This window comes from Campylobacter troglodytis (assembly GCF_006864425.1).
GTDB lineage: Bacteria > Campylobacterota > Campylobacteria > Campylobacterales > Campylobacteraceae > Campylobacter_D > Campylobacter_D troglodytis.
This window is the reverse complement of the sequence record NZ_QHLI01000046.1, coordinates 1-23,168: the sequence shown is the minus strand read 5'-3', so window position 1 is coordinate 23,168 and position 23,168 is coordinate 1. Positions and strand designations below refer to the sequence as shown.

16 protein-coding genes and 2 pseudogenes are annotated in these 23,168 nt (G+C 32.5%); 9 read left to right on the top strand and 9 right to left on the bottom strand.

The features are described from left to right. The 7 genes and pseudogenes from DMC01_RS13610 to DMC01_RS09340 form a co-directional block, all read left to right on the top strand. Positions 1 to 199 (top strand): hypothetical protein (locus DMC01_RS13610; RefSeq protein ID WP_185908848.1); only part of this gene is annotated, 199 nt, incomplete at its 5' end. An 807-nt stretch (positions 200 to 1,006) separates the two neighbouring features. Then, on the top strand, positions 1,007 to 1,366 hold the full coding sequence (locus DMC01_RS09365) for a hypothetical protein (protein ID WP_142693967.1): 360 nt from the start codon (positions 1,007 to 1,009) through the stop codon (positions 1,364 to 1,366). Between the two features lie 217 nt (positions 1,367 to 1,583). After that, positions 1,584 to 2,090, top strand: a complete 507-nt coding sequence (locus tag DMC01_RS09360) for a hypothetical protein (protein ID WP_142693966.1) — start codon at positions 1,584 to 1,586, stop codon at positions 2,088 to 2,090. Next, positions 2,087 to 2,563, top strand: coding sequence for a hypothetical protein (locus tag DMC01_RS09355; protein ID WP_142693965.1), 477 nt, complete (start codon positions 2,087 to 2,089; stop codon positions 2,561 to 2,563). The genes DMC01_RS09360 and DMC01_RS09355 overlap by 4 nt, the downstream gene beginning before the upstream one ends. 113 nt (positions 2,564 to 2,676) lie before the next feature. Beyond that, a pseudogene (locus tag DMC01_RS09350) lies at positions 2,677 to 3,340 on the top strand (IS1595 family transposase). A 67-nt stretch (positions 3,341 to 3,407) separates the two neighbouring features. Next, a complete protein-coding gene (locus DMC01_RS09345) occupies positions 3,408 to 4,358 on the top strand; it encodes a UDP-glucuronic acid decarboxylase family protein (protein ID WP_142693964.1) in 951 nt (316 codons plus the stop codon). Between the two features lie 24 nt (positions 4,359 to 4,382). Continuing rightward, complete coding sequence (locus tag DMC01_RS09340; RefSeq protein WP_142693963.1) at positions 4,383 to 5,759, top strand: UDP-glucose dehydrogenase family protein; 1,377 nt, start codon at positions 4,383 to 4,385, stop codon at positions 5,757 to 5,759. A gap of 344 nt (positions 5,760 to 6,103) precedes the next feature. Here DMC01_RS09340 and DMC01_RS09335 read toward each other — a convergent pair whose 3' ends face one another. From DMC01_RS09335 to DMC01_RS09310, 6 genes and pseudogenes are all read right to left on the bottom strand, one after another. Further along, positions 6,104 to 7,336 carry a nucleotidyltransferase domain-containing protein gene (locus tag DMC01_RS09335; RefSeq protein WP_142693962.1) on the bottom strand — a complete coding sequence of 411 codons (1,233 nt, stop codon included), beginning with the start codon at positions 7,334 to 7,336 and terminating at the stop codon, positions 6,104 to 6,106. 17 nt (positions 7,337 to 7,353) lie between these two features. After that, positions 7,354 to 8,082: a histidine phosphatase family protein gene (locus DMC01_RS09330; RefSeq protein WP_142693961.1), complete on the bottom strand. Its 729-nt coding sequence runs from the start codon at positions 8,080 to 8,082 to the stop codon at positions 7,354 to 7,356. Continuing rightward, on the bottom strand, positions 8,079 to 9,722 hold the full coding sequence (locus DMC01_RS09325; protein ID WP_246059166.1) for a methyltransferase: 1,644 nt from the start codon (positions 9,720 to 9,722) through the stop codon (positions 8,079 to 8,081). The genes DMC01_RS09330 and DMC01_RS09325 overlap by 4 nt, the downstream gene beginning before the upstream one ends. After that, complete coding sequence (locus DMC01_RS09320; protein WP_142693959.1) at positions 9,704 to 11,887, bottom strand: glycosyltransferase; 2,184 nt, start codon at positions 11,885 to 11,887, stop codon at positions 9,704 to 9,706. The genes DMC01_RS09325 and DMC01_RS09320 overlap by 19 nt, the downstream gene beginning before the upstream one ends. A 120-nt stretch (positions 11,888 to 12,007) precedes the next feature. Then, positions 12,008 to 12,472 (bottom strand): annotated as a pseudogene (locus DMC01_RS09315) (hypothetical protein); the annotation flags it as partial. 108 nt (positions 12,473 to 12,580) lie between these two features. Next, positions 12,581 to 14,569, bottom strand: a complete 1,989-nt coding sequence (locus DMC01_RS09310; RefSeq protein ID WP_142693958.1) for a hypothetical protein — start codon at positions 14,567 to 14,569, stop codon at positions 12,581 to 12,583. A gap of 354 nt (positions 14,570 to 14,923) precedes the next feature. Between DMC01_RS09310 and DMC01_RS09305 the strand changes: the two genes are divergently transcribed. Next, entirely contained in the window at positions 14,924 to 15,181 is a 258-nt protein-coding gene (locus tag DMC01_RS09305; protein ID WP_142693957.1) for a hypothetical protein, read from the top strand. 168 nt (positions 15,182 to 15,349) lie between these two features. Here the strand turns inward: DMC01_RS09305 and glmS are convergent, their stop codons facing one another. Then, entirely contained in the window at positions 15,350 to 17,146 is a 1,797-nt protein-coding gene (gene glmS, locus DMC01_RS09300; RefSeq protein WP_142693956.1) for a glutamine--fructose-6-phosphate transaminase (isomerizing), read from the bottom strand. 2 nt (positions 17,147 to 17,148) lie between these two features. After that, a complete protein-coding gene (locus DMC01_RS09295; protein WP_246059163.1) occupies positions 17,149 to 19,236 on the bottom strand; it encodes an ACT domain-containing protein in 2,088 nt (695 codons plus the stop codon). 514 nt (positions 19,237 to 19,750) lie between these two features. Between DMC01_RS09295 and mqnE the strand changes: the two genes are divergently transcribed. Beyond that, positions 19,751 to 20,821, top strand: coding sequence for an aminofutalosine synthase MqnE (gene mqnE / locus DMC01_RS09290; protein ID WP_142693954.1), 1,071 nt, complete (start codon positions 19,751 to 19,753; stop codon positions 20,819 to 20,821). Between the two features lie 865 nt (positions 20,822 to 21,686). On the opposite strand, the gene DMC01_RS09285 is transcribed toward mqnE, so the two are convergent. Then, a complete protein-coding gene (locus tag DMC01_RS09285; RefSeq protein ID WP_142693968.1) occupies positions 21,687 to 23,021 on the bottom strand; it encodes an MFS transporter in 1,335 nt (444 codons plus the stop codon). Positions 23,022 to 23,168: the final 147 nt, after the last annotated feature.

Here is a 23,168-nt window from a genome sequence, read left to right as displayed (position 1 = left end):
TGCTGGGTGTATTGATTTATGGAAAAATAATGATGAGTTTTTTAAAGTATTTTTAGAATATGTAGAAAAATACAAAGATGAGATCTTGCAAAATCAAGGCAAAATTGCTTTGATTGTTAAATATAGAAGTGGCATAACTGTAAAATGCGATGATGATTACTATACAAAACAATGCATGGAATTTAATAATGACGAGTAAAAAAATTATCTTGGTTGTGAAAATTTGTATAGCCTTACTTTGGATAACTGCTATGTATGCTTTTGTCTATGAGTTGATACATAATGAGCAAAGTGTCAAGGTATTATTTTTAAAACATTGGATTGTATTTTGTGTTATTTTTTTGGGTTGTCTTAGTGTACTAATGGATAGATTTTATATTAAAAGAAATATTTCGTTAATTTATTTTTTAATAGTATGTTTTAGCTTCATTGTTCTTGTGCTAAGAAATATCTTAGTGAATGGAATGAACAAGTAAAAAATGGTTTTAGTTGTTAAAATTTGTATAGCCTTGTTTTGGATAATCTGTCTATTTTTGCTTATACAAAACTATTTATTTTATGATACTCTTAGTTCTTTTGATCCTATAGAACTATGTGTAATTTGTGGCTTTATAAGTATTTTTGTTGATATATTTTATAAAAAAAATTTTTTGATTACATATTTTGTGTGTGTATATTTTGGATATATTGTTTATTTAGCATTTGAGTTTTATATTTTTAGATTATATAGATATATACTACATCCTGAATATTTAATAGATATGGTTAAAATTGCCTTTGTTGTAATTTTTATATTTGGTATTCTTGCAACTTGCGGAATTGTTTTTTATTTTAAAAGAAAATATGTGATAGTCTTAATATGTTTTTTGTGTTGTTTAGCTTATTATTACAGTTTAAGATTTTTCTTGCATTATTTTAGCTAGGTCTTATAATGTTAGAACCTTGCTTGAATATTTTACTTGATATGTTTAGCTAAATAATAATTAAAATTCTAAGAGCTTACAAAATGATAGAACTTTGGATTTTTTGGGTCGTTTTTATTCTTTTGCCTTTATTATTTTTTATATTCAAAGCCAAATGGAGATTTTTTGCTACTGTTTTGCCTTGTGTTAATTTATGTCTTTGTGCTATGAGCGATCTAAGTCTTGTTTTTAACGAGAATTTATGGGGATTATTGCAAACAGAATTAACTGTGTCTAAGAGTGTGTTTTTTATATATGAAAGCGTTTTGCTTTGTATTTATTTAATTTTACTCTTTATAGCGTATAAATATATCAAAATTCGTGTAATTATTTTTATATATTTTCTCTTGTGTAATTTATTATTGCCTTTTAGCATTGTAGAAAAGGTTTTGTTTAGATCTTAGTAAAATTTATAATAAAGAAGGAGTTCATCTTTTTAGCCTTTAAAGAAAAAATATAAAAGAAACTAAATTAAAGGCAAAAGAACTTTATGCAATCAAAGGCATTCAGTGGTTTGAAACAAGTGCTGATAATTATCATAAACTACTATATGTAAATGAAAAGTTAAAAGACAGGCAAGAATGTCAAAGCTTGGGTGTTTTATATTTTACTTGGAGGGAAGTGGTGGAGTTTGCAGAAATTCAAAGAAACGATAGTGATTTTTTAAGTGGTGGCAGTGGGGATTGGAAGGTATCACAAAACGGAGCTAAAGGCTATATACTAGTCTCAATGGAAGGTATTCCTTACTGGGCTGATGCTGTGGGGCAAATACCTTTTGCCTTGCATTCGTATAAGAATTTTTTGACTCAATGTGAATTATCTGCTGATAAGGTTGAAAAATCCGCTATATATTGGGGTAATGTTTTTGCCTCTGGTGCAATATTAGAAGCATTAAAAAATTTCCTTTTAAGTGCTTTTGTGGATATAAATGATAACAGTTACGACAATGCGATGATTAAAAGGGGCATCAAATTTGCACATACAAAATACAAAAGAACCAAACACAATATACATTCGACAAAAGCACAATGGTTAGATTTTGGCAAAGTATATGAATGTAAATGGCAAGATACAAAGAGCGATCCGCAATTATTAAGCTTAGATTCTATGGGACAAAAACTTATATGAAAGCAATATTGCTGTTTTTAACTAGCTATGGAAACTATTTTGTTGCCTTGGTTTTTGTTGAACTGCTACTTTATTTAATTAATCTTTTAACATATCCAAGCTTTTATACCTTTGGTAGAGGTGTTAGTTCTGGTATGTATATGATAATTGCGCAGCTTTTAAACGGTGCACTTATGCTAATCTTTACTATTTTGTGTTTTTATTATAAATTTTTCTCTAAGAGTTTTTATAATTATCTAATAAGAGCATTGCCCTTAATGTTTATATTTTTTATCTTAAAATGTCTTATAATGTCAAGATTTAAGCTGTATTTTTTTAGTACAGATCTTATGATGGTTTTATTAAACTATGTTAGTTTGCAATGTTTAATGCTTCAAAATAATAAACAACGAAGCTACATTGGCATTATGGCTGTGTTAGGTATTATCTTTTTAATACCTAGCATATTCATTTTGGCTTTTTTGATGACTTGAGATAAATGATTGGCTCAAAATACTTTAATTTGACACAATATCATTTTAAAGGCGATTGATGCTTTTGGCTGATATAATTACAGCCCAAAGGTTGGTAAAATCGATGTTAGTATATATTTTTGCCCTACATTTGGGAGCGAAAATTTAGGCAAATCTTAGAGTGTTTTTGTGTTGACATTTGCGTAAGCAAAATCGCCGTTTTGTGCAAGGTTTCTCGCCCTTGCGTGAATAGAATAGTGCAGCAAGCTTTTGATAGCAAAAGAGTGCGAAAAAATCAGCAAGATGAGTGGTGAAATCGAAGTTGATGAAAGTTATTTTGGTGCAAAGCGTGTTCGTGGCAAGCGTGGGCGTTGGGATGACAAGAAAATGCCCATATTTAGTATATTGAAGCGAAATAGTTGCGTTTATACACAAGTTGTCAAGCATTGCTCGACAACTTAGCTGTTGCTGGTTGTGCAGAGTTTGTCAAGTGTAATGAGATGGAGGCTTATGGAGATGATTGGAAGGCTTATGAAAGTCAGATCTATTGTGGCATGAAAACACACCATAGGATCAAACACAGCAAAAACGAATTCACAAATTGGTAAAATCATATCAATGTAATATAGATTTTTTGAGCTTTTGCAAAGTTTAGCTTAGCTAAATTTCATGGCTAAAAGAGAAAATTTCTTCACTTTAAAAGAAACTGAATTTAGATGCAAGAGCAAAATTTTAAGGCAATATTCTCATAAAAATTTGTTAAAGTTGGTAAGAGAAAATCCTACTAAGGTGTTTTGAGCCTAGCAAAACCAATTTGAATGCCGGTAGTTTTTGGGGATAGAGCTTTCTAAAACAAGGAAATAAAATGTCAAACAAAAAGATTTTAGTAACAGGTGGGGCTGGATTTTTAGGCTCACATTTATGTGATAAACTTATAGAATGTGGCGATGAAGTGTTTTGCGTGGATAATCTTTCAACAGGCACAAAGGCAAATATAGCTCACTTATTTTCTAATCCACGCTTTGAATTCATACAACAAGATCTTACTTGCAAGTTGTATGTAAAAGTCGATGAGATTTATAATCTTGCTTGTCCTGCAAGTCCCATACATTATCAACTTAATCCTGTGCAAACCATAAAAACTTGCATAATGGGTGCTATAAATATGCTAGAACTTGCCAAATGTGTAAAAGCAAAGATACTTCAAGCCTCTACTAGCGAAGTGTATGGCGACCCAGAAATTCACCCACAAACAGAGTCTTACAACGGCTCTGTCAATCCCATAGGCATTCGTGCTTGCTACGATGAGGGTAAGCGGTGTGCCGAGACATTATTTTTTGATTATCACAGACAAAGTAAATTAAATATCAAGGTAATGCGTATTTTTAACACCTACGGACCGCGTATGCACCCAAATGACGGACGAGTTGTGAGTAATTTTATCGTTCAAGCCCTAAAAAGCGAGGATATTAGTATTTATGGAGATGGTTTGCAGACAAGGAGCTTTTGTTATGTTGATGATTTGATTGAGGGGATGATAAGGCTAATGGATTCTTGTAATGATTTTGTGGGACCTGTAAATATGGGAAATCCTAGTGAAGTTAGCATCTTAGAATTAGCACAAGAAATCTTAGCCCTTACAAATTCAAAATCTAAAATAGTATTTTACCCACTTCCACAAGATGACCCTAAACAAAGAAAACCAGACATTAGCTTAGCACAAAAAAAATTACAGTGGCAACCTAAAATCGCATTAAAAGATGGTTTAGAAAAAACAATTTGCCATTTTGATAATCTTTTACGCAAAAATATCTAAAAATATCAAAATAAGAGGACAACTATGCGAATAGCTATCATCGGTAGTGGCTATGTAGGACTCGTGGCTGGGGCGTGTTTTGCACAAATGGGAAATTCAGTTATTTGCCTTGACAATGATGAAAATAAAATCGCTCACTTAAAGCAGGGCAAGTTGCCTATATACGAACCAGGCTTGGCTGAGATGATAAAAGATAACGTAAATGCTGGGCGTTTGAGCTTTAGCACAGATGTAAAAGAGACTATTTCTAGCTCGAAAATTATTTTTATCACTGTTGGCATGCCTATGGGCGAGGCTGGGAGTGCGGATTTGCGTTTTGTGCGTCAAGTCGTAAGCGACATTGCTAAATGTTTGAGTATGCCAAATGATGAATTTAATAGATATAAAAACTCATCAAATTCCTATATCATCGTGGTTAAAAGCACTGTTGCTATAGGCACAGCTAGAAAGCTTAAAGCTATCATAGCTGGTAAGCTTGCCAAATGTGCCTTTAAAGCTGAATTTGCCGTAGTTTCAAATCCTGAATTTCTTAGAGAGGGCTTGGCGATTAAAGATTTTATGTCGCCTGATAGAATCATCATAGGCACTGATGGAGAAGAATGGGCTTTGCAAACTATGCACACACTTTATGCACCATTTCTTGTGTCAAATGATAGATTTATTACAATGAGTATGGAGTCTGCTGAGATGACAAAATACGCAGCAAATTCAATGCTTGCTACAAAAATTAGTTTTATCAACGAAATGAGCCAAATTTGTGAGCGTGTGGGTGCAGATATCAACGATGTAAGGCGTGGCATAGGTTCAGATACACGCATAGGGCATAGCTTTATTTACCCTGGTTGTGGATATGGAGGCAGTTGCCTTCCAAAAGACATAAAAGCCCTCGAAAAAATAGCACTTGATAAGGGCTACACTCCGTGCATTTTGCAGGCTGTGCAAGCAGTAAATGTGGCACAAAAAATGCTTTTGGTTGAAAAAATCACGGCAAAATTCGGTCAAAATTTGCAAGGCTTTGAATTTGCTTTGTGGGGGTTAAGCTTTAAGCCACAAACAGATGATACGCGTGAGGCTAGCTCACTCACACTCGTGCGAGAGTTGGTAAAAAGAGGTGCGAAAGTGAAAGCATTTGACCCAAAGGCACAAGAACAAGCACAATTTTATCTACGCGATGTTTTAAATTCTATTACCTTTTGCCAAAATCAATATGAGACTCTATTAAATGCCGATGCAATGGTGCTTGTAACGGAGTGGAAAGAATTTTATAATCCTGATTTTGAAGCCATTAAAAAGGCACTCAAAAAGCCCATCATCTTTGATGGGCGCAACATTTATCACAAATTTAATCTCGCACAAAAAGGCTTTGAATATCATCAAATCGGTGTGAAGAGTAAAAAATAGTCATAAAAATTGATGAAACAATTTGAAGTGTATTTTATATGGTTTAATTAAAATTAACAAGATTTCTATCATCAATTTTAAAAGTTTTTTGATGGATATTTTTTTGGCTTTTTTTCAATAAAACATTGATTAGTTTTTGTTTTGGCAAAAATAGTGTGTTTTTCGTTTTAAAAATATGATTATTTGTCAAAAATGCAAAAATTCATCAAATTAACATTTTATTAAAAAAGCCTATTTTTATCAATTTTTTTATATTTTGTCTAAATTTGTATTTTTTGAAGTGAAACCTCAAATCTTTATCTCAAAAAAAGATCATAACTTTACATTGTTTTACTTAGATCATTTTAATTAAGTATTGCCTTATAAATTTCAGCTTCAAACATTTTTAAAATTTTATACATCTCATCAATGTGTTTTTTCTTATTAATTGTTATATTCCAAAGGATTGATTGAATCTTATATTTTTTTAGTAATTTATTTATATTTTTAGGGCAATAAAGAAATTCAGTTATATTTTCCCTTAAACATAGTAATCTAACGATTTGTATCACAACTAAATTATTCATAAAATAGAATCTAAAATCATCATTATTCAAATATGCCTTTTGTAATAATTCAAGATAATAATATAGCTTTTTTAAGCAAATATCTTTATTTATTGTATTTGGAATGTAAGATCTAAGTGAATATTTTATCTCTTTCTCTAATTTTTCATCTCCTAATAAAATACTCTTTGAAATATCTTTTATATTTGAACCATAATAAAATAGTATATATTTGCTAAATTTATGGATAACAGCAATTTCAATAAGAATATGGCTAAAAATTTTTATTATAATTTTTTCATCTAAGGTATATATTATAAATTGTTTTATTTTTTTAGATTCAAAAAAGTTTTTTAATAGTGAATACACTGATAGAATTTCTTTTTTTGTGATAAGGATTAAATCTATATCTGAAAACTTGTTTATATCTCCTCTTCCAAGTCCGCCGAAAGAAATGAGTTTTTTGTAGTTTGAATATTTAAGTAGATAAACAATCTCGCTTAAATAATGGTAATGTTCTAATGGTAATCGCTCAATAAAATAATTAGGATTATTAGTAGTATTTATTTTATAGAATTTTAAACAAACATTATTCCATTTTTCTTGCAATTTGCCACTTCTAAAATAACTATCTAAATGTAGAATAGTTTGCTCTATATTATTTATAGACTCTGGGTATGGGATATTTTTTAATATTTTCTTTTTCTTTTTTAATCTTTCAAGACAAACACTAAGCTGACTTTCTATATATATTATTATACAACTGTTTTTATCTAAACTTTCTATAATCTTTGCCCCTATACTGCCAAATCCAACCATTTCAATGATGGCATTTTTAGTATTTTTGATAGATAAATAAAATTTATTTTGGGCTATATTTTCATTTTTTTGACTACCATTTCCATACTTTCTACGAAAATTATCAATAGATAAAATAGGATACTCTAAACCTTTATTTTTAAGATATAATTTTATATGCTCAGCAAATGTGCTCTTTCCAGCATTTATATTTCCTAATATAAAAAATCTCATTATTTTACCTTATATATCTACAATTTAATTTCTTGTAATATAGTAGGTTCAAGTTCTATACGATATATATTACCACGCCAAGCTATACAAAGCACAGCATTTTCAAACCATAAAATGCAACCTTCAAGCATATATATCCAAGGTAGCATTTGTTCGATAGTTTTGTTAAACAAAAATGATAAAAAAAGCATAATGAGGCAATCGTGAGTTACAAATACATCGAGGTTGTATAAGCTATCTTTCGGACCTTGTGCTATATCTTTAAAATTCATAGCTAGTAGTATTTTTGTTATAGTTGTATTTACGGGATATACTCCGTCTAAATTTTCTTTATTAAGCATTTTTGGTAATAAAATTTTTAAATCTTTATCATAATTCTCAAATAACTTTTGCCATTTCATTTTATCTTCTATCCACATAGAATGTAGAATTCTTTCTTCTATTGTAGGAAGTTCTTTACCATAACCTTGTAAAAGCTTTTTTGCAGTTTCAATACAACGAGGCGATTTGCTCGACTTTACACCTTTGATATTTACCTTAAAATCTTTATCCAAATGTCCGCCTAAAAATCTACCAAAATAACTTGCAAGCTCTTTGCCTTCTCTGGTTAATCCTAACTTAAAATCAACCTCATCATTCATTTTATTTGTTTCAGGACGGATAGAATGCCTTAATAATAATTTTGCATTCACGCCACTTGGGACAAGCTTTAAATTTTTTATCATACTTTCGTATATCAGCCTCATTTTTTCCTCACTTTTATAATATTTATAAGACTTCCTTCGATAATATTTTCGATTTTTAAATTACTCTTATTAAAAATATCTTCAAATTCTTTTAAACTACGCTCTTTGCCACCTAAAAAATTCAACAGATGAAAACAAAGATCTAAACTATCCATTTTGTCTATTTCTACAATGGCTTCAAACACAAGCAAGACACTATTTTTATCCATACATTTTGATATATTTTTTAAAATTTTTATTGCATTTTTATCGTCCCAATCGTGTAAAATTCTACTGATAATAAAAACATCAGCTTTAATATATAAAGGTTTGAAAAAATCAATTTTTTTAAATATTTTACGCTTAAATATCCTAAAATCTTCTTTATCGGCATAAATAGTTTTTATATGTGGAAATTTTTTATGAATTTTATCAAGTAAAATACCGCTACCACATCCAATATCGCATACAGTTTCATCGTTAAGTTTAAGAGCGGAAATATCATAATCTTTTGTATAAAAGTTAGAAATAAAACTGAATTTTTGTGCTTCACTTTTATGGGTTTTATTTAAGATATAGTTAAAATAAGGCATACCAAATCTTTTACTAAAATATTCTGTATTTTCTTTAAGACTTTTTTCTAAATCCAAGCTCGCTATAAATGGTAAATTCTGCCAATAAGAAATAAGTGGTTTAAGATTTAACGCAATATTTCCTTTTGTTGTAACTTTAAGATTTTTGTTTATGTAGCCATTTGTTATAAGCCATTGAATAATGAGATTTTTTGGATATTCTTCTAACTCTATTTTTAATTTGCCTTTTAAACTCTCTAATACATTAAGTTCTAAAATGCTATAAAGAATACGCGTTTTAAAGAAAGAAAAAGCTTCATTTGAAATGCGATTCTTTATAAAATCTTTATTTATATTACTTAATACCTCACTTTGAGATTTTATCCTTATACAAGATTCATCAAGTAAAATTTTATTGCCATCAAAATTAAGTCCAAAAGCCTTGCCATTATAAAATGGTTCTAGCTTTGCATATCTTTGCTTATAAAGTTCGCTTCCTGATTTATCAATATGAAAATAACCTTTCTCATCTTTCGCAATAGCCAAGCCTTTATGAAATGGTTCTAAAAATTCATATTCTTTATTATGAAGCCGTTTACCATTCTTTAAAATATGTATACATTTACCATTTTTTAATAATGCAACTGCAATCCCATACTTATAATCTCCAACATATTCAAATTTATACCTATAAAGAGGCTCACCAAATATATCAATATGAAAATATTTACCTTTACTATTTTTAACAACACAAGCTTTTTCTACAAAATTTCCACACCACAGGAATCTTTTATTGTAAGCGTCTTTACCATTTTCTAAAATATGATAAAATCCACTTTCATCACATACACAAGCTAAACCTTCATAAAATCCAAAAGCTTTTTGAAATTCTCGTCCAAAGAGTTTTGTATTATTTATATCAATAAAGAATGCTTTAAATAAGTTCTTATCTTTATTAACAATTTCATATACAGGAGCTATACCATTATGAAAACTTAAAACTTTGGCATACCTCTTTGCATAAAGAGATGTATCGCCTATTGTATGATGTGTCTCGTCAAGTGAAATTTCTATTTTCTCATTAAGCATTTTTGGCAAACCTCCATTTTGGGATAATGTTTTACAAGATTACGGTATTTAGCTGATGAAATTACTTTATCAAGCGAAATGTGTGTGATATTACCAAAATCCCCCAAACTTGCTCTTTGCTTATCTGGTGCACAGCATACTGAAATATCGCCCCTATAATTTACCCACAATTCCTGCCCTAAAAATGGGCATTTCCCTTTTGCCTTTGTGCTATCTTGTATGGGGGTAAAATTTTCAAGCCTTATATCATCTTTATATCTTTCAAGCGATAAAACAAGCTCGTTCCATAGCTCTATAAACTCTTTATCTTTGTATATAGCTTCATTTTCCAATTCTTTATGCGTTATCCATAATTGATGTCCTTTTATACGATTTATTTTATGTTTTATTGCATATTCAATAATAGGTTTTATAGAATCTATATTACTCTTCATAAATGTCATTTGCAAAGTGATACTAACTCTTGGAAAAAATTTATCTCTCATACTACATAATCTTTCTATTTTAGCCAAAACATCTCTTGTATTCGTGTTACGCATAATTTCTTCATTAACGGCATAATCTAAACTATTAAAAGAAATTTTTATATCACTTAACGCAGGTAAAAGTTTATTTTTTATATATTTCACATTATATTTTTTATTAAAAAGCTGGCTGCCGTTAGTCGTTAAATTAAGTTTTATGTCATTTTGTAAGCAAAAATCTACAATTGTATCAAAATATTTATAAAGCATCGGCTCTCCCATTGTTGTAGGTATAATCTCGCTTACCTTCATTTGCTTTGATTCCAATAATGTTTTATTTAAAATATCTAATGACATATCAGGTCTTAATTTCTTAAAATGCTTATTGTAAATGCTATGCGTATCGCACATTTTACATCTAAAATTACAAGTATCTGGATTTGTATCAATAGTTATTCTTTTAAGTTTATACTGTTGCAAGTCTATATTTTTATCTTTTTCGATGAGACTATAATATATTTTAAGTATTTTCTTTGCATCTGTTTGAATAGAATCAACTTTATGTCTATTATCTTTAATGGTATTAAGAATTCTGCAATCTTGCTTGATTTTCTTTATAACTTTAATTAAATCATTAGAATCTCCAGCCTTAAATAAAAATCCTTCATTCTTTCCGATAAGTTCGTTCATACCGCCAATATTTGAAGTAATAACTACCACGCCTGATAAAAATGCTTCTTGTATTACAAGCGGGGAATTTTCCAACCAAATTGACGGGACGATTAGCACATCAATAGAATTTAAAACCTTGTTAATGTCGGCGTTATTGTAAGCTCCCATAAATTTTACATTTGACAATTGTAAGAATCTCATCTGTGTTTTACTAATATTTCCATAAATATATAAACTCTCATTTGGCAAATCTTTAAATGCTTTGAGTAATACGCCAATCCCTTTTGTAGGTATAATCCTTCCCATAAATCCAAATTTAATATTAGCATTTTTAGTAAATATTCTTCGTTTATAAATTATTGTTTTTGTATCAAATCCATATTTTTGGTATATTATTTTAGATTTTGATACTCCATTTTCAATGAAAAAATTACGGATGGTGTGAGAAGGAGCAATAAAAATATCTATTTTATCCCTAAGATATTTCAATGCATTAAACATTTTCTTTACTTCTTGTATTTTTGGTTTATATGGCGAACATTTTTGGCAATTTTCTATACTTGGATTTTGGCAAATTTCTCCATTTTGATTGATAAGTTGTCCTTTTACACAAAATAGCCAAAAATCGTGCAAGGTAAAAACAATTCTTTTTCCTAAAGATTTTGCAATATGAACAAGATTTATAGATAAATGGCAAAGATGACCAAAATGCACAATATCTGGATTTATTTCCATCATATATTCTTTAAAGGCTTTTTCTACATTCTCATCAAAGAATTTATCTCTATAAATATAATCTTTTGGTTTATTAATGCGTCTTATACAAATTGGATTTACATTTTTTTGTTTGAATTCAATTATTTCATCAAAAATTGTATAAGGTTGTAAGAAATCATTTTCTATGCGTGTAAAAACAAAAACCTTATGCCCATTAAGAGATAATTCCTTAGTAAGTGTATGAGAATAAACCTCACTTCCTGCCATAAAATCTGGTGGAAAACCGTGAATAATCTTTAAAATTTTAAGCATAGTAACTATCCTTTCAATTTGAGCGTTTTTTAGATTTTAGTTTGGCTCAAGATACTCTAATAGGATTTTACCATATCAACTTTAATAAAATTTGATAAAGATTTTGTCTCAAAATTTTCGCCTTAATTTTGTTTCTTTTAAATGAAGTATAAAATTTTTTTTTTTTATCCCACGAAATTTAGCAAGTCTAAACTTCGCAAAGTCCCTTTTGCTCGCAGTTGCAAGAGTACGAAGCAAAAACACAGACATTTTCTTGCTAGCCCCACGCCCCCTTTGTCCACGAACACGCCTTGCTCCTTCTGCTTGCAGTTGCAAGACGAAACGAAGCAAAAAATAACTCTCATCAACTTCAATCTCAGCACTCATTTTATATGCTTTTTCGCATTCTTTAAGGGTTAAAATTCGAAATTTACAGTAAAATTTTATTCACGTAAGCACGAGTTATTTTACAAAGTTTGGCGATTTTTTCGCTTTTAAGTCAATTCTTGTAAATGGATGAGCCGAAAGGCTAAGTAAAAAATAACGCAAAATTTCCCTAAATTATATCTGCGAAATTCGGAAACGGACTATGTATTTATTTTTCATAGGACTTAGCTTAAAAACCCTTTGATTTAAGTTTGATTGAGCCATAATTTTTCGGCTATTTTTTATAGCAAATTTTGCTATAAAGGAATTTTAAAATTCAATGCAATTTCACTTCAACAGCTCATACTCAAGCAATTTTGGACGAATTTTTTCTAAATGTAAGCCTTTTAAAGCGAGTTTTAGTTTGTTTATTTGCGGATAGAGTTTGTGGTATTTCCATAGCTTGCCAAATTCCTCTTTTTTATAGCTTTCTATATTGCGAAGTCCATTTAGCTTTGTTTCTTTGGATAAATCACTATAAATTTGATAAATCTCACTCTTTTTTCTCTTCTCATCTAACTTTTTTTCTGCGACAATGAAAAATTTGCTATCACTTAAACAAGAATTCTTTTGCGTACAAAGTGCGTAAAGCAAACAGTCTTGCAAGAATTCACTGTCCTTTTGATAAGCTGTGCCTTTATCTGCACTCTTATAAACTGTATCTACAATGCGGTAATCCCTTTTGCCCTCTATTATAGTCCCATTTTCAGACACTTCATCTCTTGCAGCACAAAAAAGTGGCAAAACCTTAAGCAAATTCGCCTCGCTTATCCATTTTCTGCCGTATTTTGCATCGTCATTGATGCTACCTGTTAATCTTGGCGAAGCAAAAGAATAATTCCTTGCCTCAATCACACAAACACCATTTTCTTGTCCATCGTCCGCATAAAGCTCTGATATAGTTGAATGCACTTTTTTAACCACAAAATCATCATCTATATCGTTTTTAAAATGTAATTCCTCATAAACCTTATCCTTTGAAGTCCAATGCAAAAGGGCAATGGCAGATTCTCCAGCATTAAAATACTTCTTATTGCATAGATAGGCTTCTTTTACTTCCTTGTCTATCAAATGCCTTGATTTCCAAATTTTAATCGGTCCATAATGTATGTAAGCATAAGGATCATAATACTCAAAGCACGAAAAGACAAATTGTTCGTCTAAATCCTCGCCCTTTTGCATTTGCGTATGAACCCAAGTCTTTTGATAATCAGATTTTATGCCACCAGCCTTGTTTGAATTTGTTTGTGCGTAAGGGGGATTTTCAAGGAAAATCACGGCTAGTTTTTTAACATTATGCTGTTTTTTGTAGTTTTCTATGGCTTTTTTATAAAAATTCACACCCTTTTGGCTCAAAGCATCCATAACCTCAACCCGTGCTAATTCATTAAAGCGGATATTTGCTGTTAGTGCTTCCGCTTTGTTGATTGTGCCAAGTATTAAATGTGGGTAAATATCCTCATCAAATTGACTTTGTAAATTTCCCACTCCAGCACATCTATCTATTATCACATAATCATCAAAGCCATCTTTTTTGGCGTTTTTAATGGCATTTAGCACATATTGAGTAGAAATTTTTACATATTGTGATGGAGTAAAAAACGCTCCCTCCATTTTCTGCACATATTTTTCATTCATTTTGTCATTGTTTAAGATAAGTTTGTTTATGTTATGTTTTTTTATGTCAAAGGGCTTAAACCAGCCAGCTAGTCCTCGCTCTAAATATCCATAAGCCTCTAATTTTGTGCTGACATTCATCATCTTGTAGATATTTTGTATAAGCTCTACCAAATCGACATCTTTATCCATTAAGTCGTATTCATAACTTTCTTTTGTGTCCTCAAAGTATCGTTTAAAATTACCGTGGTTATCAAACCAGCTGAATTTATCCTTGAGTTTGCAGTGGCAGTCATATACTTCAACCAAAAATGTTTCAAGTTCTACATATATGCGGTAAAATGGGATTTTCTCGCCCTTTTGTTTTAATCTTGTGGGTATTATGTCAAAAAGCTCTTGGTAAGCCTGTTTTACACCGCCACCCTCATTTTCATCTAGCTTGCATTCTATGATAGTATTGCCAACTATACCATCGCTTTGATTTTTATCCATACTTTCAGGGCTTATATCATAGCCTTGTTGTTTAAGATAGACATAAAACACCCTTTGCCCTGCTACTTCTTGCTTTAACATAGCTGCGACAATGGCATCTTTGCTTAACCTTAAATAGTTTTCTTTCATTATGTTATCTAAAATGTCTTTATTTTTCTTTGTGCTCATTGATCTCTTCCTTAACACAGCTATTTTGCTTGAAATGTTATTTGCTAGACTAACACACTATCTTGCGGATAAAAATTCCTCTTTTACATTTTCGATTACCAAGGTCACTGTGTATTCTTTTAAAAGACACATTGTAGCAAAAAAGCGTGATTTAGCTTGAATTTGGTGAAATTTTCTTTGATAAATTTGCAAAAAATGCTTGAATTTAAGGAAAATTTACAACAAATTCAGGTAATTTTTGATATTTTTTAGCTTTGCGTGAATTTTTTATGGATTTTACTTCGGTATGCGAGTTAATACATTTTTGTTATACGAAAGTTTCTTGTGTCGTTTCACATTTTATAAACGCTAAAAATGAAGAGTGATGAATATTTTTTAAGAAATACCTACCTCCACCCCTTTTCGCACCCAGAAGGTTGTAAGCCTTGTGAAGTAAAAACTCCCTCCGCATCTAGTGGGTTGCAAGTGCGAAAGCACGAAGCAAGGGCGAGTGGGGCTTCGTGCGGAATATTTATTACTGACAATGGATTACAAAAATTCACGCTAAAGCGTGAATTTATGGATATTTTTGCTTTGGCTACGCCTTGCAATCCGCTGGGTTGTAACGCTTAATATGACAAATTCAAGTTAAAAGCCTAAATTTTACCAACAAAACGCATTATAAACGCCAAGAAATGTGTATTTGCAAGTTAAATTCACGCTTTGCGTGAATTTTTTAAAACAAAGCAGACAAAGCTGCTAAGCTCAAAAAAAAGAAACAAGCCCTAAAAAGCACTAAATTCACTCCACAGTAACGCTTTTTGCCAAATTGCGAGGCATATCCACATCATTACCTAGACGGATGGAAATTTCAAGGGCTATTAGCTGGATGATCACCATCATCTCAAAAAACTCACACATATAATGCCCCTGTATGCTTGTTTTAATGAAATCATCAGCAAGCTCAAATTCCAAAGGCGAGATGACAAGTAGGGTGGAGTCCCTTGCTACAAGCTCCTCTACATTTGACTTAGCCTTTTCATAAAGCTTATGCTCTGGTAAAAGGGCTATGGTGTAAAGCTTGCTATCTGCAAGGGCTATGGGTCCGTGCTTCATCTCACCTGCCGCGTAGCCCTCAGCGTGCAAATAGCTTAATTCTTTTAGCTTTAAAGCACCTTCAAGTGCGAGAGGATAAAAGACATCGCGTCCTATGTAAAAAAAGCCGTGTCCGTCAAGATATCTTTTTGAGAGGCGGCGAATTTTTTCGTGCAAGCTCGCATTTACCTTGCAAACATTTGGAGTGTGAAGTAGGGCAGCTACTTCCTCGCTCATATCAAGCCCCTTTTTTTGTGCTATGTAGATGGCTAGCATCCAAAGAGTGAGAATTTGAGTGGCAAAAGCCTTTGTGGAGGCAACCCCCTTTTCTATGCCAGCCCTTGTTAAAAGGCTTAGATGTGCTAGGCGGGTTATGCTAGAATTATCCACATTGCACACAGCAAAGGTTTTTGCGCCTTTTTCTTTGGCTATTTTAAGCGCTTCAAGGGTGTCAGCGGTTTCTCCGCTTTGAGAGATGACTATGAAAAGGGAGTTTTTATGCACCACAGCCTCACGGTAGCGAAATTCACTAGCCACCTCAACCTTGCATTTAATCCTTGCTAATCTTTCAAAAAGATAGCTAGCCGCAAGGGCTGCGTGGTAGCTTGTCCCACAAGCACAAAGGCTAAGCTCATCAAAGGCACTTAAATCTTCCTTTTCAAGCTCATCAAAGATTACCTCGTTGCCACTTATGCGTCCCATTAAAACCTCGCTTAAAACCCTGCTTTGTTCGTAAATTTCTTTTTCCATAAAAAAGCGAAAGCCGTCCTTTTGTGCTAGGCTTTTATCCCCTGTGAGCTTGCTAAATTTAGGGCTTTGCAAGGTGTTATTTTGATAAATTTTAAGCTCATTTTTACTTGCAAACCCGTAACTTAAATCCTCTAAATAAATCACCTCCTCGCACTGTCCCATCAAAGCCGTGTCGCTTGAGGCAAAGAAAAGCTCATTATCCTCGCTTTTTCCTATGATTAAGGGGGCTGAGTTTTTGGCAAAAAAGATTGAATCTGGGGCTTTTTTGGTGATTAAAAGCGTGGCAAAAGCACCCTTTAATTCACTCACAACCTTTTTGAAGGCGACAAAGGGCTCATTTTCCCTTGCATAAAGCTCAAAAAGCTGGACAATTACCTCTGTATCTGTTTGGCTTACAAAGTTTATGCCCTTGCTTTCTAAGCTGTCTTTAAGTTCTTTATAATTTTCTATGATGCCATTGTGAATCACGCAAGAATACTCACCCAAATGAGGATGAGCGTTGATTTCTGTGGGCTTTCCGTGAGTCGCCCAGCGCGTATGCCCTATGGCTACGCCCTCCCCGCTGCTTTGAAAACCCTTGCATTTATTTGCTAAATTTTCTAGCTTGCCAACGGCTTTGAAAAAATCAAGCTCATTTTCTCTTAACACCGCAAGCCCTGCGCTGTCGTAGCCTCTATACTCTAACTCTTTTAAGCCTGCTAAGATGAGGCTTTTCTTTTCATTTTTTCCTATGTAGCCTACTATTCCACACATTTTCACTCACTTGTTAGGGATTTTAGTAATTTTTCTTCGTCTAAATTTGGGGTTTTTTGCAAATAAAAGGTATTTCTTGTTCTTTGTCTTATGGTTTGAATTTTAGCAGCTGACAAAGTTAAACCCTGCTCGTTAAAGGCTTTCATCACAAATGCCATCAAACCTTGCTCGTCCTTGGTGTTTAAATTCAGCTTCGCATAGGTCTTTGAATAGCCAAGGTCTAATTTTAGCTCATCTTTTTTAATGCTAATTTTTTTAAAATCATTTTTGTGTGCCTTTAAATTCTTTTGCAAAAGCTCAGCGTATCTTTCTTTTTGCCCCTCGCTTACCTCATTTGCATACTCAAATTTCAAATACACCTTATCATCAAAGAGCTGAAAAAAGCTCATAAAGACGAGGTTTAGGCTGCTTAAAGCATTTAATATGCCTTGTAAATCAAGCTTTTTGTTTTCGCTAACTAGTTCTAAAATGAAGTTTTTTTCATTATCAAGCCAGAATTTAAAGTCGTTTTCACGGGCAATTTTTGCTATTTTTATAATCTTTTCAAAGGGGTTTTTGATGATGAAAAGATTTGATTCAATGTGGGTGATTTTATCTTGCATATAGCTGTCAAGTTGTAAGAATTCACGGCTTCTGCGAAGGGTTTGTTCCTTTTTAACCCGCCTTGTGCTTTCGTCTAAAAATTCAGCGTTTTCAAAGCCTGCAAGGGCGTTGTTTAGTAGGGCGTCAAGTCCTTTGTAGAAAAAATGCCCTTCTATATTCAAAGCCCTTGCACTAATTAAGCTAAGAGCATAGAGTATCTTTAAATTTCTAAGGCTTTTAAGCCTTGAGATGAGAGTGCCTATAATGCTTTCGTTATAAATGTCTTCTTTTTCTACAAAGTCCTTCATTAGATAAAAGTTCTTAAATAAGATCAAGCCAAACTCCACAAGATCTGAGCTTATATTGAATTTAGAACAAAGCGCTCTATAAATATTTGCCAAGGATACTTCATTTTCTTCATTGCTAGCACTCATTAATATACTAAGCTTTGTCATCATTCTTTCTTGTGAGCTTAAATTTTTAAGCACCTCATAATCATTCATCTGTCTTTCAAATTCTCTAAGTATCAAAAAGGCATTTTCATCTCTACTATAAACGCTTTCCTCATCAGGCAAGAAATAAAGCGGTGCATAAGCTTTGATTAAATCTTTAAGCACCCCAGAATCAAACAAAAGCTTTAACACACAAAAGCTATGCCTTCTATAAAGCAAGGTTTTAAGAGGTAGCAATGAATTCTCACAGCCCTTTAATCTCATTTGCCTTAGATAAAAAGCAAGGCTTAGATCAAAATCAAGATACTCATCATTTAAACTATGTAAGGCATTTAAAAAGCCCTTTATGTCGCTGAATTTTTCCCTTTTGTTTAAAAAAATTCTATTTTTTGCCTTACAAAAGATGCCCTCATTTATAGGCTCAAATTTAAACTCACTTTCTTTTCTTTGAATTTCAGTAGCTATAAAGCGGGTGTAGATGCCAACTGTATGCATACAAGAGAGGGCTTTTTGAAGCAAGGATTGCTTGGCGTCTAGGTGCTTTTTATCCTTCTTTCTCATCAAAAGGCTTAAATTTTGTGCATTTGCAAGGGAAAATATATCTATATCCTTCTTGCTTTGTATATTCATAGCACTTTTTAAGGAAAGTATAAAGTCCATAGCAAGCCTTAGCTCACTTAGTTCTTTTTCTGTTATAAAGTCTAGGGCATAATTTTTAGGACCTTCTTTAAATAAGCTAAGCAAGGAATCAAGCCTAGCATAATCCTCTATGCCTCCAAAGTCTTTTTTGATGTTAAATTCTTGTTTAATAAAACTTAAGCCTTGAGAGCCTTGAAAATACGCAAAAAGCTCTTCTACAAATTCTTTTTTGTGTAAATTCAAGCCCCTTTTAAACTCCTCCCTTGCAAGCTTAAAAAGGGTCTTTGATCCGCACAAATACCGCACCCCAAAGGCTCTTAAATCTTTTGATTTTCCAACTATGCCACTTAGCTCGCAAATTTGATACTCTATCACAAGTCCTATGTCATTTAAAAGGGCTATGAAGGCTTTAATCATAGGCTTTAAATTAAAAGCCTTGATGTCTTTGTAGATGAAGAGCAAGGGCAGGGCTTCATTTGCGCCAAGCTTAAAATCAGAATAAGCCTTTGTGGCTATGACGCAAAAGGGGATATTTTCTACTGTTGGCAAAAAGCTTTCAAAAAATTCATCAAGCAAGGCCAAATAAGCCTTTTTTACAAAATTATCAAGCTCCTTTGAGTGATAAAGGCTAAAAGAACCTTGCTTTACAAAGTGTTTTGTATAACCTAAACAGTAATCTTCAAATTCCTTTTTAAGCTTTTGACTTAGTAGCAAAATTTATCCTTTTAAAAAAAATTTTATAAAAGAAATTATAGCAAATTTAAAATCATTTAGTTAAATTTTCTAAGTAAAAAATCTTCTTTTTTTAAGAGTTTTAAAAATTCAAGCTCTTAAAAACCGTAGAATTTAAAGAATAAAAATTAAGAGCTAGGAACTGTAAAAACTTAATAAATTTAGGCTATAATATCTGCCTTATTACAAGGGAGCAAAAATGACTAAGTTAATCAAAGAGCTTGAAAATGAGGGAAGAATTAGCGAGGATGAAGCTTATAAGCTTTATGATTTAGATCTTTTTACCTTGGCTAAATTTGCCCACAAAAAAAGAAGCACCCTTCACGGAAAAAAGGTGTATTTCAACATAAACCGTCATATAAATCCTACAAATATTTGTGCTGATACTTGCAAATTTTGTGCCTTTTCAGCACATAGGAAAAATCCCAACCCCTATCTTATGAGCCACGGTGAGATCATGGCTGTGGTTGATGAGGCTGTTGGTAGGGGCATAAAAGAGGTGCATATAGTTTCAGCACACAATAAAGACACGAGTTGGCAGTGGTATTTGGGAATTTTTAAGATGATCAAGCAAAAATATCCCCATCTTCACATAAAGGCTATGACGGCTGCTGAGATAGACTTTTTAAAAAGAAGATGGAAGCTTTCTTATGAGGAAAGCATTGAGAGGATGATAGAATATGGGGTCGATTCTATGCCAGGAGGAGGGGCTGAGATCTTTGATGAGGAAATTCGTGCGAAAATTTGCAAGGGCAAGGTAAGTAGTCAAAACTGGCTTAAAATCCACGAGCTTTGGCACTCAAAAGGACGTCAAAGCAATGCTACCATGCTTTTTGGACACATTGAAAATAAGGCTCATAGAATAGATCATATGCTAAGACTAAGAGCCTTACAGGACAAAACAGGAGGCTTTAATGCCTTCATACCCCTTGTTTGGCAAAAGGATAATAGTTTCTTGCCCATAAAACAGCAAGCTGATAGCGAGGAGATACTTAAAACCATTGCAATTTCACGCCTTGTGCTTGATAATGTGCCTCATATTAAGGCGTATTGGGCTACTATGGGTATAAATTTAGCCCTTGTAGCACAGGAATTTGGTGCAAATGATCTTGATGGAACCATAGAAAAAGAAAGCATACAAAGTGCAGGCGGGGCAAAAAGTGCCAAGGGACTAGCCCTAAATACCTTCATAGAGCTTATACAAACAGCAGGGCTTGTACCTGTTGAAAGAGATAGCTTATATAATGAGATCAAAATTTGTGCCTCTTAGTTTTACGGCATTTAAGCTTAAAATATTTTTGTTAAATTAAACCGAGAGATAAATTTATCAACTTTTATAAATTTTGATAAAAAATTAAACTTAAAATTCAGCTAATTTTCTACTAAGTCAAAAAGCCTTAAAATTTAGCTAAGTTTTTAAAAAGGCTAAATACATTTTAATCCAAGCTCATTTTAAAGAAACTTATATGAAAAACAATGCTTCATTTACAAAGTTTGCCAAATTTAAGAGAAAATTTGAGGTATTTTTGCCTTGTGGCTTACAATCTTGCAAAGGCTTAGAGTCCAAAAGAGGCTTAAATTTGCAAAAGTTTTTGTGTTTTTGTAAATAGAAGTTTGCTAGAAATTCACATTTTAACCGTTAAAAACTGTGAAAAATCAGCAAAACAAAATTTATTTATAAAATAGGCAAAATTTTTTTGGAAAAGTAGTGGCGAGTTTGAAGTTTATGAGGCTTATTTTTTACTTCATTTCACTTGTAAGTGCGTAGCCAAAGGCATATTATAGAAACTGTGAAAAATCAGCAAAACGAAGTTTCTTTGTAAAGCACAACGAAATTTGCAAAAAAACGAAATTAACTCAATGCAGTTGTGAATTTTTTTTGCACCTTTGCAAGTGCGTAGTACAAGGGGCTATGCACATTTTAGACTTGCCAAATTAAGGGCTAAAAAAGAAAATTTTGTTATTCATTTAAAGTAAATTAAGAGGATAAATTTAAAACAGTGTTATCATCATAATTTATCAAAGTTGATAAGAAAAAATCTTCTTAATTTTAATTTGGCCTAAAATTTATAAGAAAAAATCCTATTAAAGCATTCTTACTAAATATGCCTTTATGCCTTAAATTCAAGCTAAATTTAATCTTTTCTAGCAAGTATTAAGGAGTTTAGTTCTTCTTCATTTAAAAGTTTTGAATCGTATTTTATGATTAAATTAGCTGAATTTGAGTAGATCTCTACTATGCCTTTAAGGCTTGAAAGAGAGTTATCAAGCCTTGTGTGTAGGGGCAAGTAGAGGTTTTTAAAATCGCTTGGATTTTTAAGAAAGCAAAGCAAGACAAACCACAAGCAAATGAAAAAAACAAGGCTTGTTGTAAAAAAGAGCATATGAAGGTGCGAGTACATTAAAGCACTCAAAGGTGCTCCTATGAAACTGCCTAAATAGCCAAAGGCATTAAAGGCGCCAAGGGCAGCCCCTCTTTCATTAACAGTTGCAAATTTAGTGGCTAAACTTTGCATTATGGGCTCGTGTAGATTAAAACCAGCAAAAAAAATGATTATAGCAGTGATAAAAAGGGAGGTAGAGCTTAAAGAGTGCTTAAAAACTCCCACAAAAACAAGGCTTATAAGCACAAAAGAAAGGGCAAAAAGCACGACACCAAAAAGTAGCAAGAACTTACCAAGCCCCCTTCTTTCTCCAAATCCTCCAGCAAAACCCATAGCCAAAAAGCCAGCCACCATAGCCCATAAATACACCACCCAAAGCTCCTCTTTTGGATAAGAAAGGCCTTGTATCAAAACAAGGGGTATGAGAAAAAAGGCTATGGAAATTAGCATCTTTTGCATGAAATTCGTTAGATTCATTAGGGCTAGATTTTTTTGCCTTAAAAGAGCCAAGAGGGACGTTTTTTTGGAGATAACTCTTAGCTTTGGCTCTTTTGGCACAGCAGTAAAAAGCAAGATTATGCAAAATACATTCAATAAAGCACTTAGCCAAAAGAGGCTTGAAAGCCCAAATTTCTCGCTTAAAAGAGGAGAAAGAACCATAGAAGCACAAAAGGCAAGTCCTATAAAAGCACCCATTATAGCCATAGCCCTTGTTCTTTGCTCTTCTTTGGTAAAATCGCTTATAAGTGCACTAGCCACAGCCCCAATAGCCCCAGCACCCTGCAAGGCTCTGCCTATCATCATAGTGTAAATATCATTTGCCAAAGCACAAAGCATTGAGCCTATGATAAAGATGATAAGCCCTAAGAGCAAGGCTTTTTTGCGTCCTATCTTGTCGCTTAAAATCCCAAAGGGAACTTGAAAAAACATCTGAGTAAATGCGTAAATGCCAACTAGAAGACCTGCTAAAAAGGCAGTTGAACCCTCTAAATCCAAGGCATAAAGGCTAAGAACAGGTAAAACTATAAACAAACCAAAAAACCGTGTGGAGATGATAAAAGATAGCGGCAAAACGCTTTTTAGCATAGCTTTCCTTTTTGAATTTAAAAGAGGCATTATAGCATAGAATTTAAAACTTTGTTTTGTGTATTTGGGTGTTGTGGGGTGTTGTGGGGTGTTGTGGGGTGTTGTGGGGTGTTGTGGGGTGTTGTGGGGTGTTGTGGGGTGTTGTGG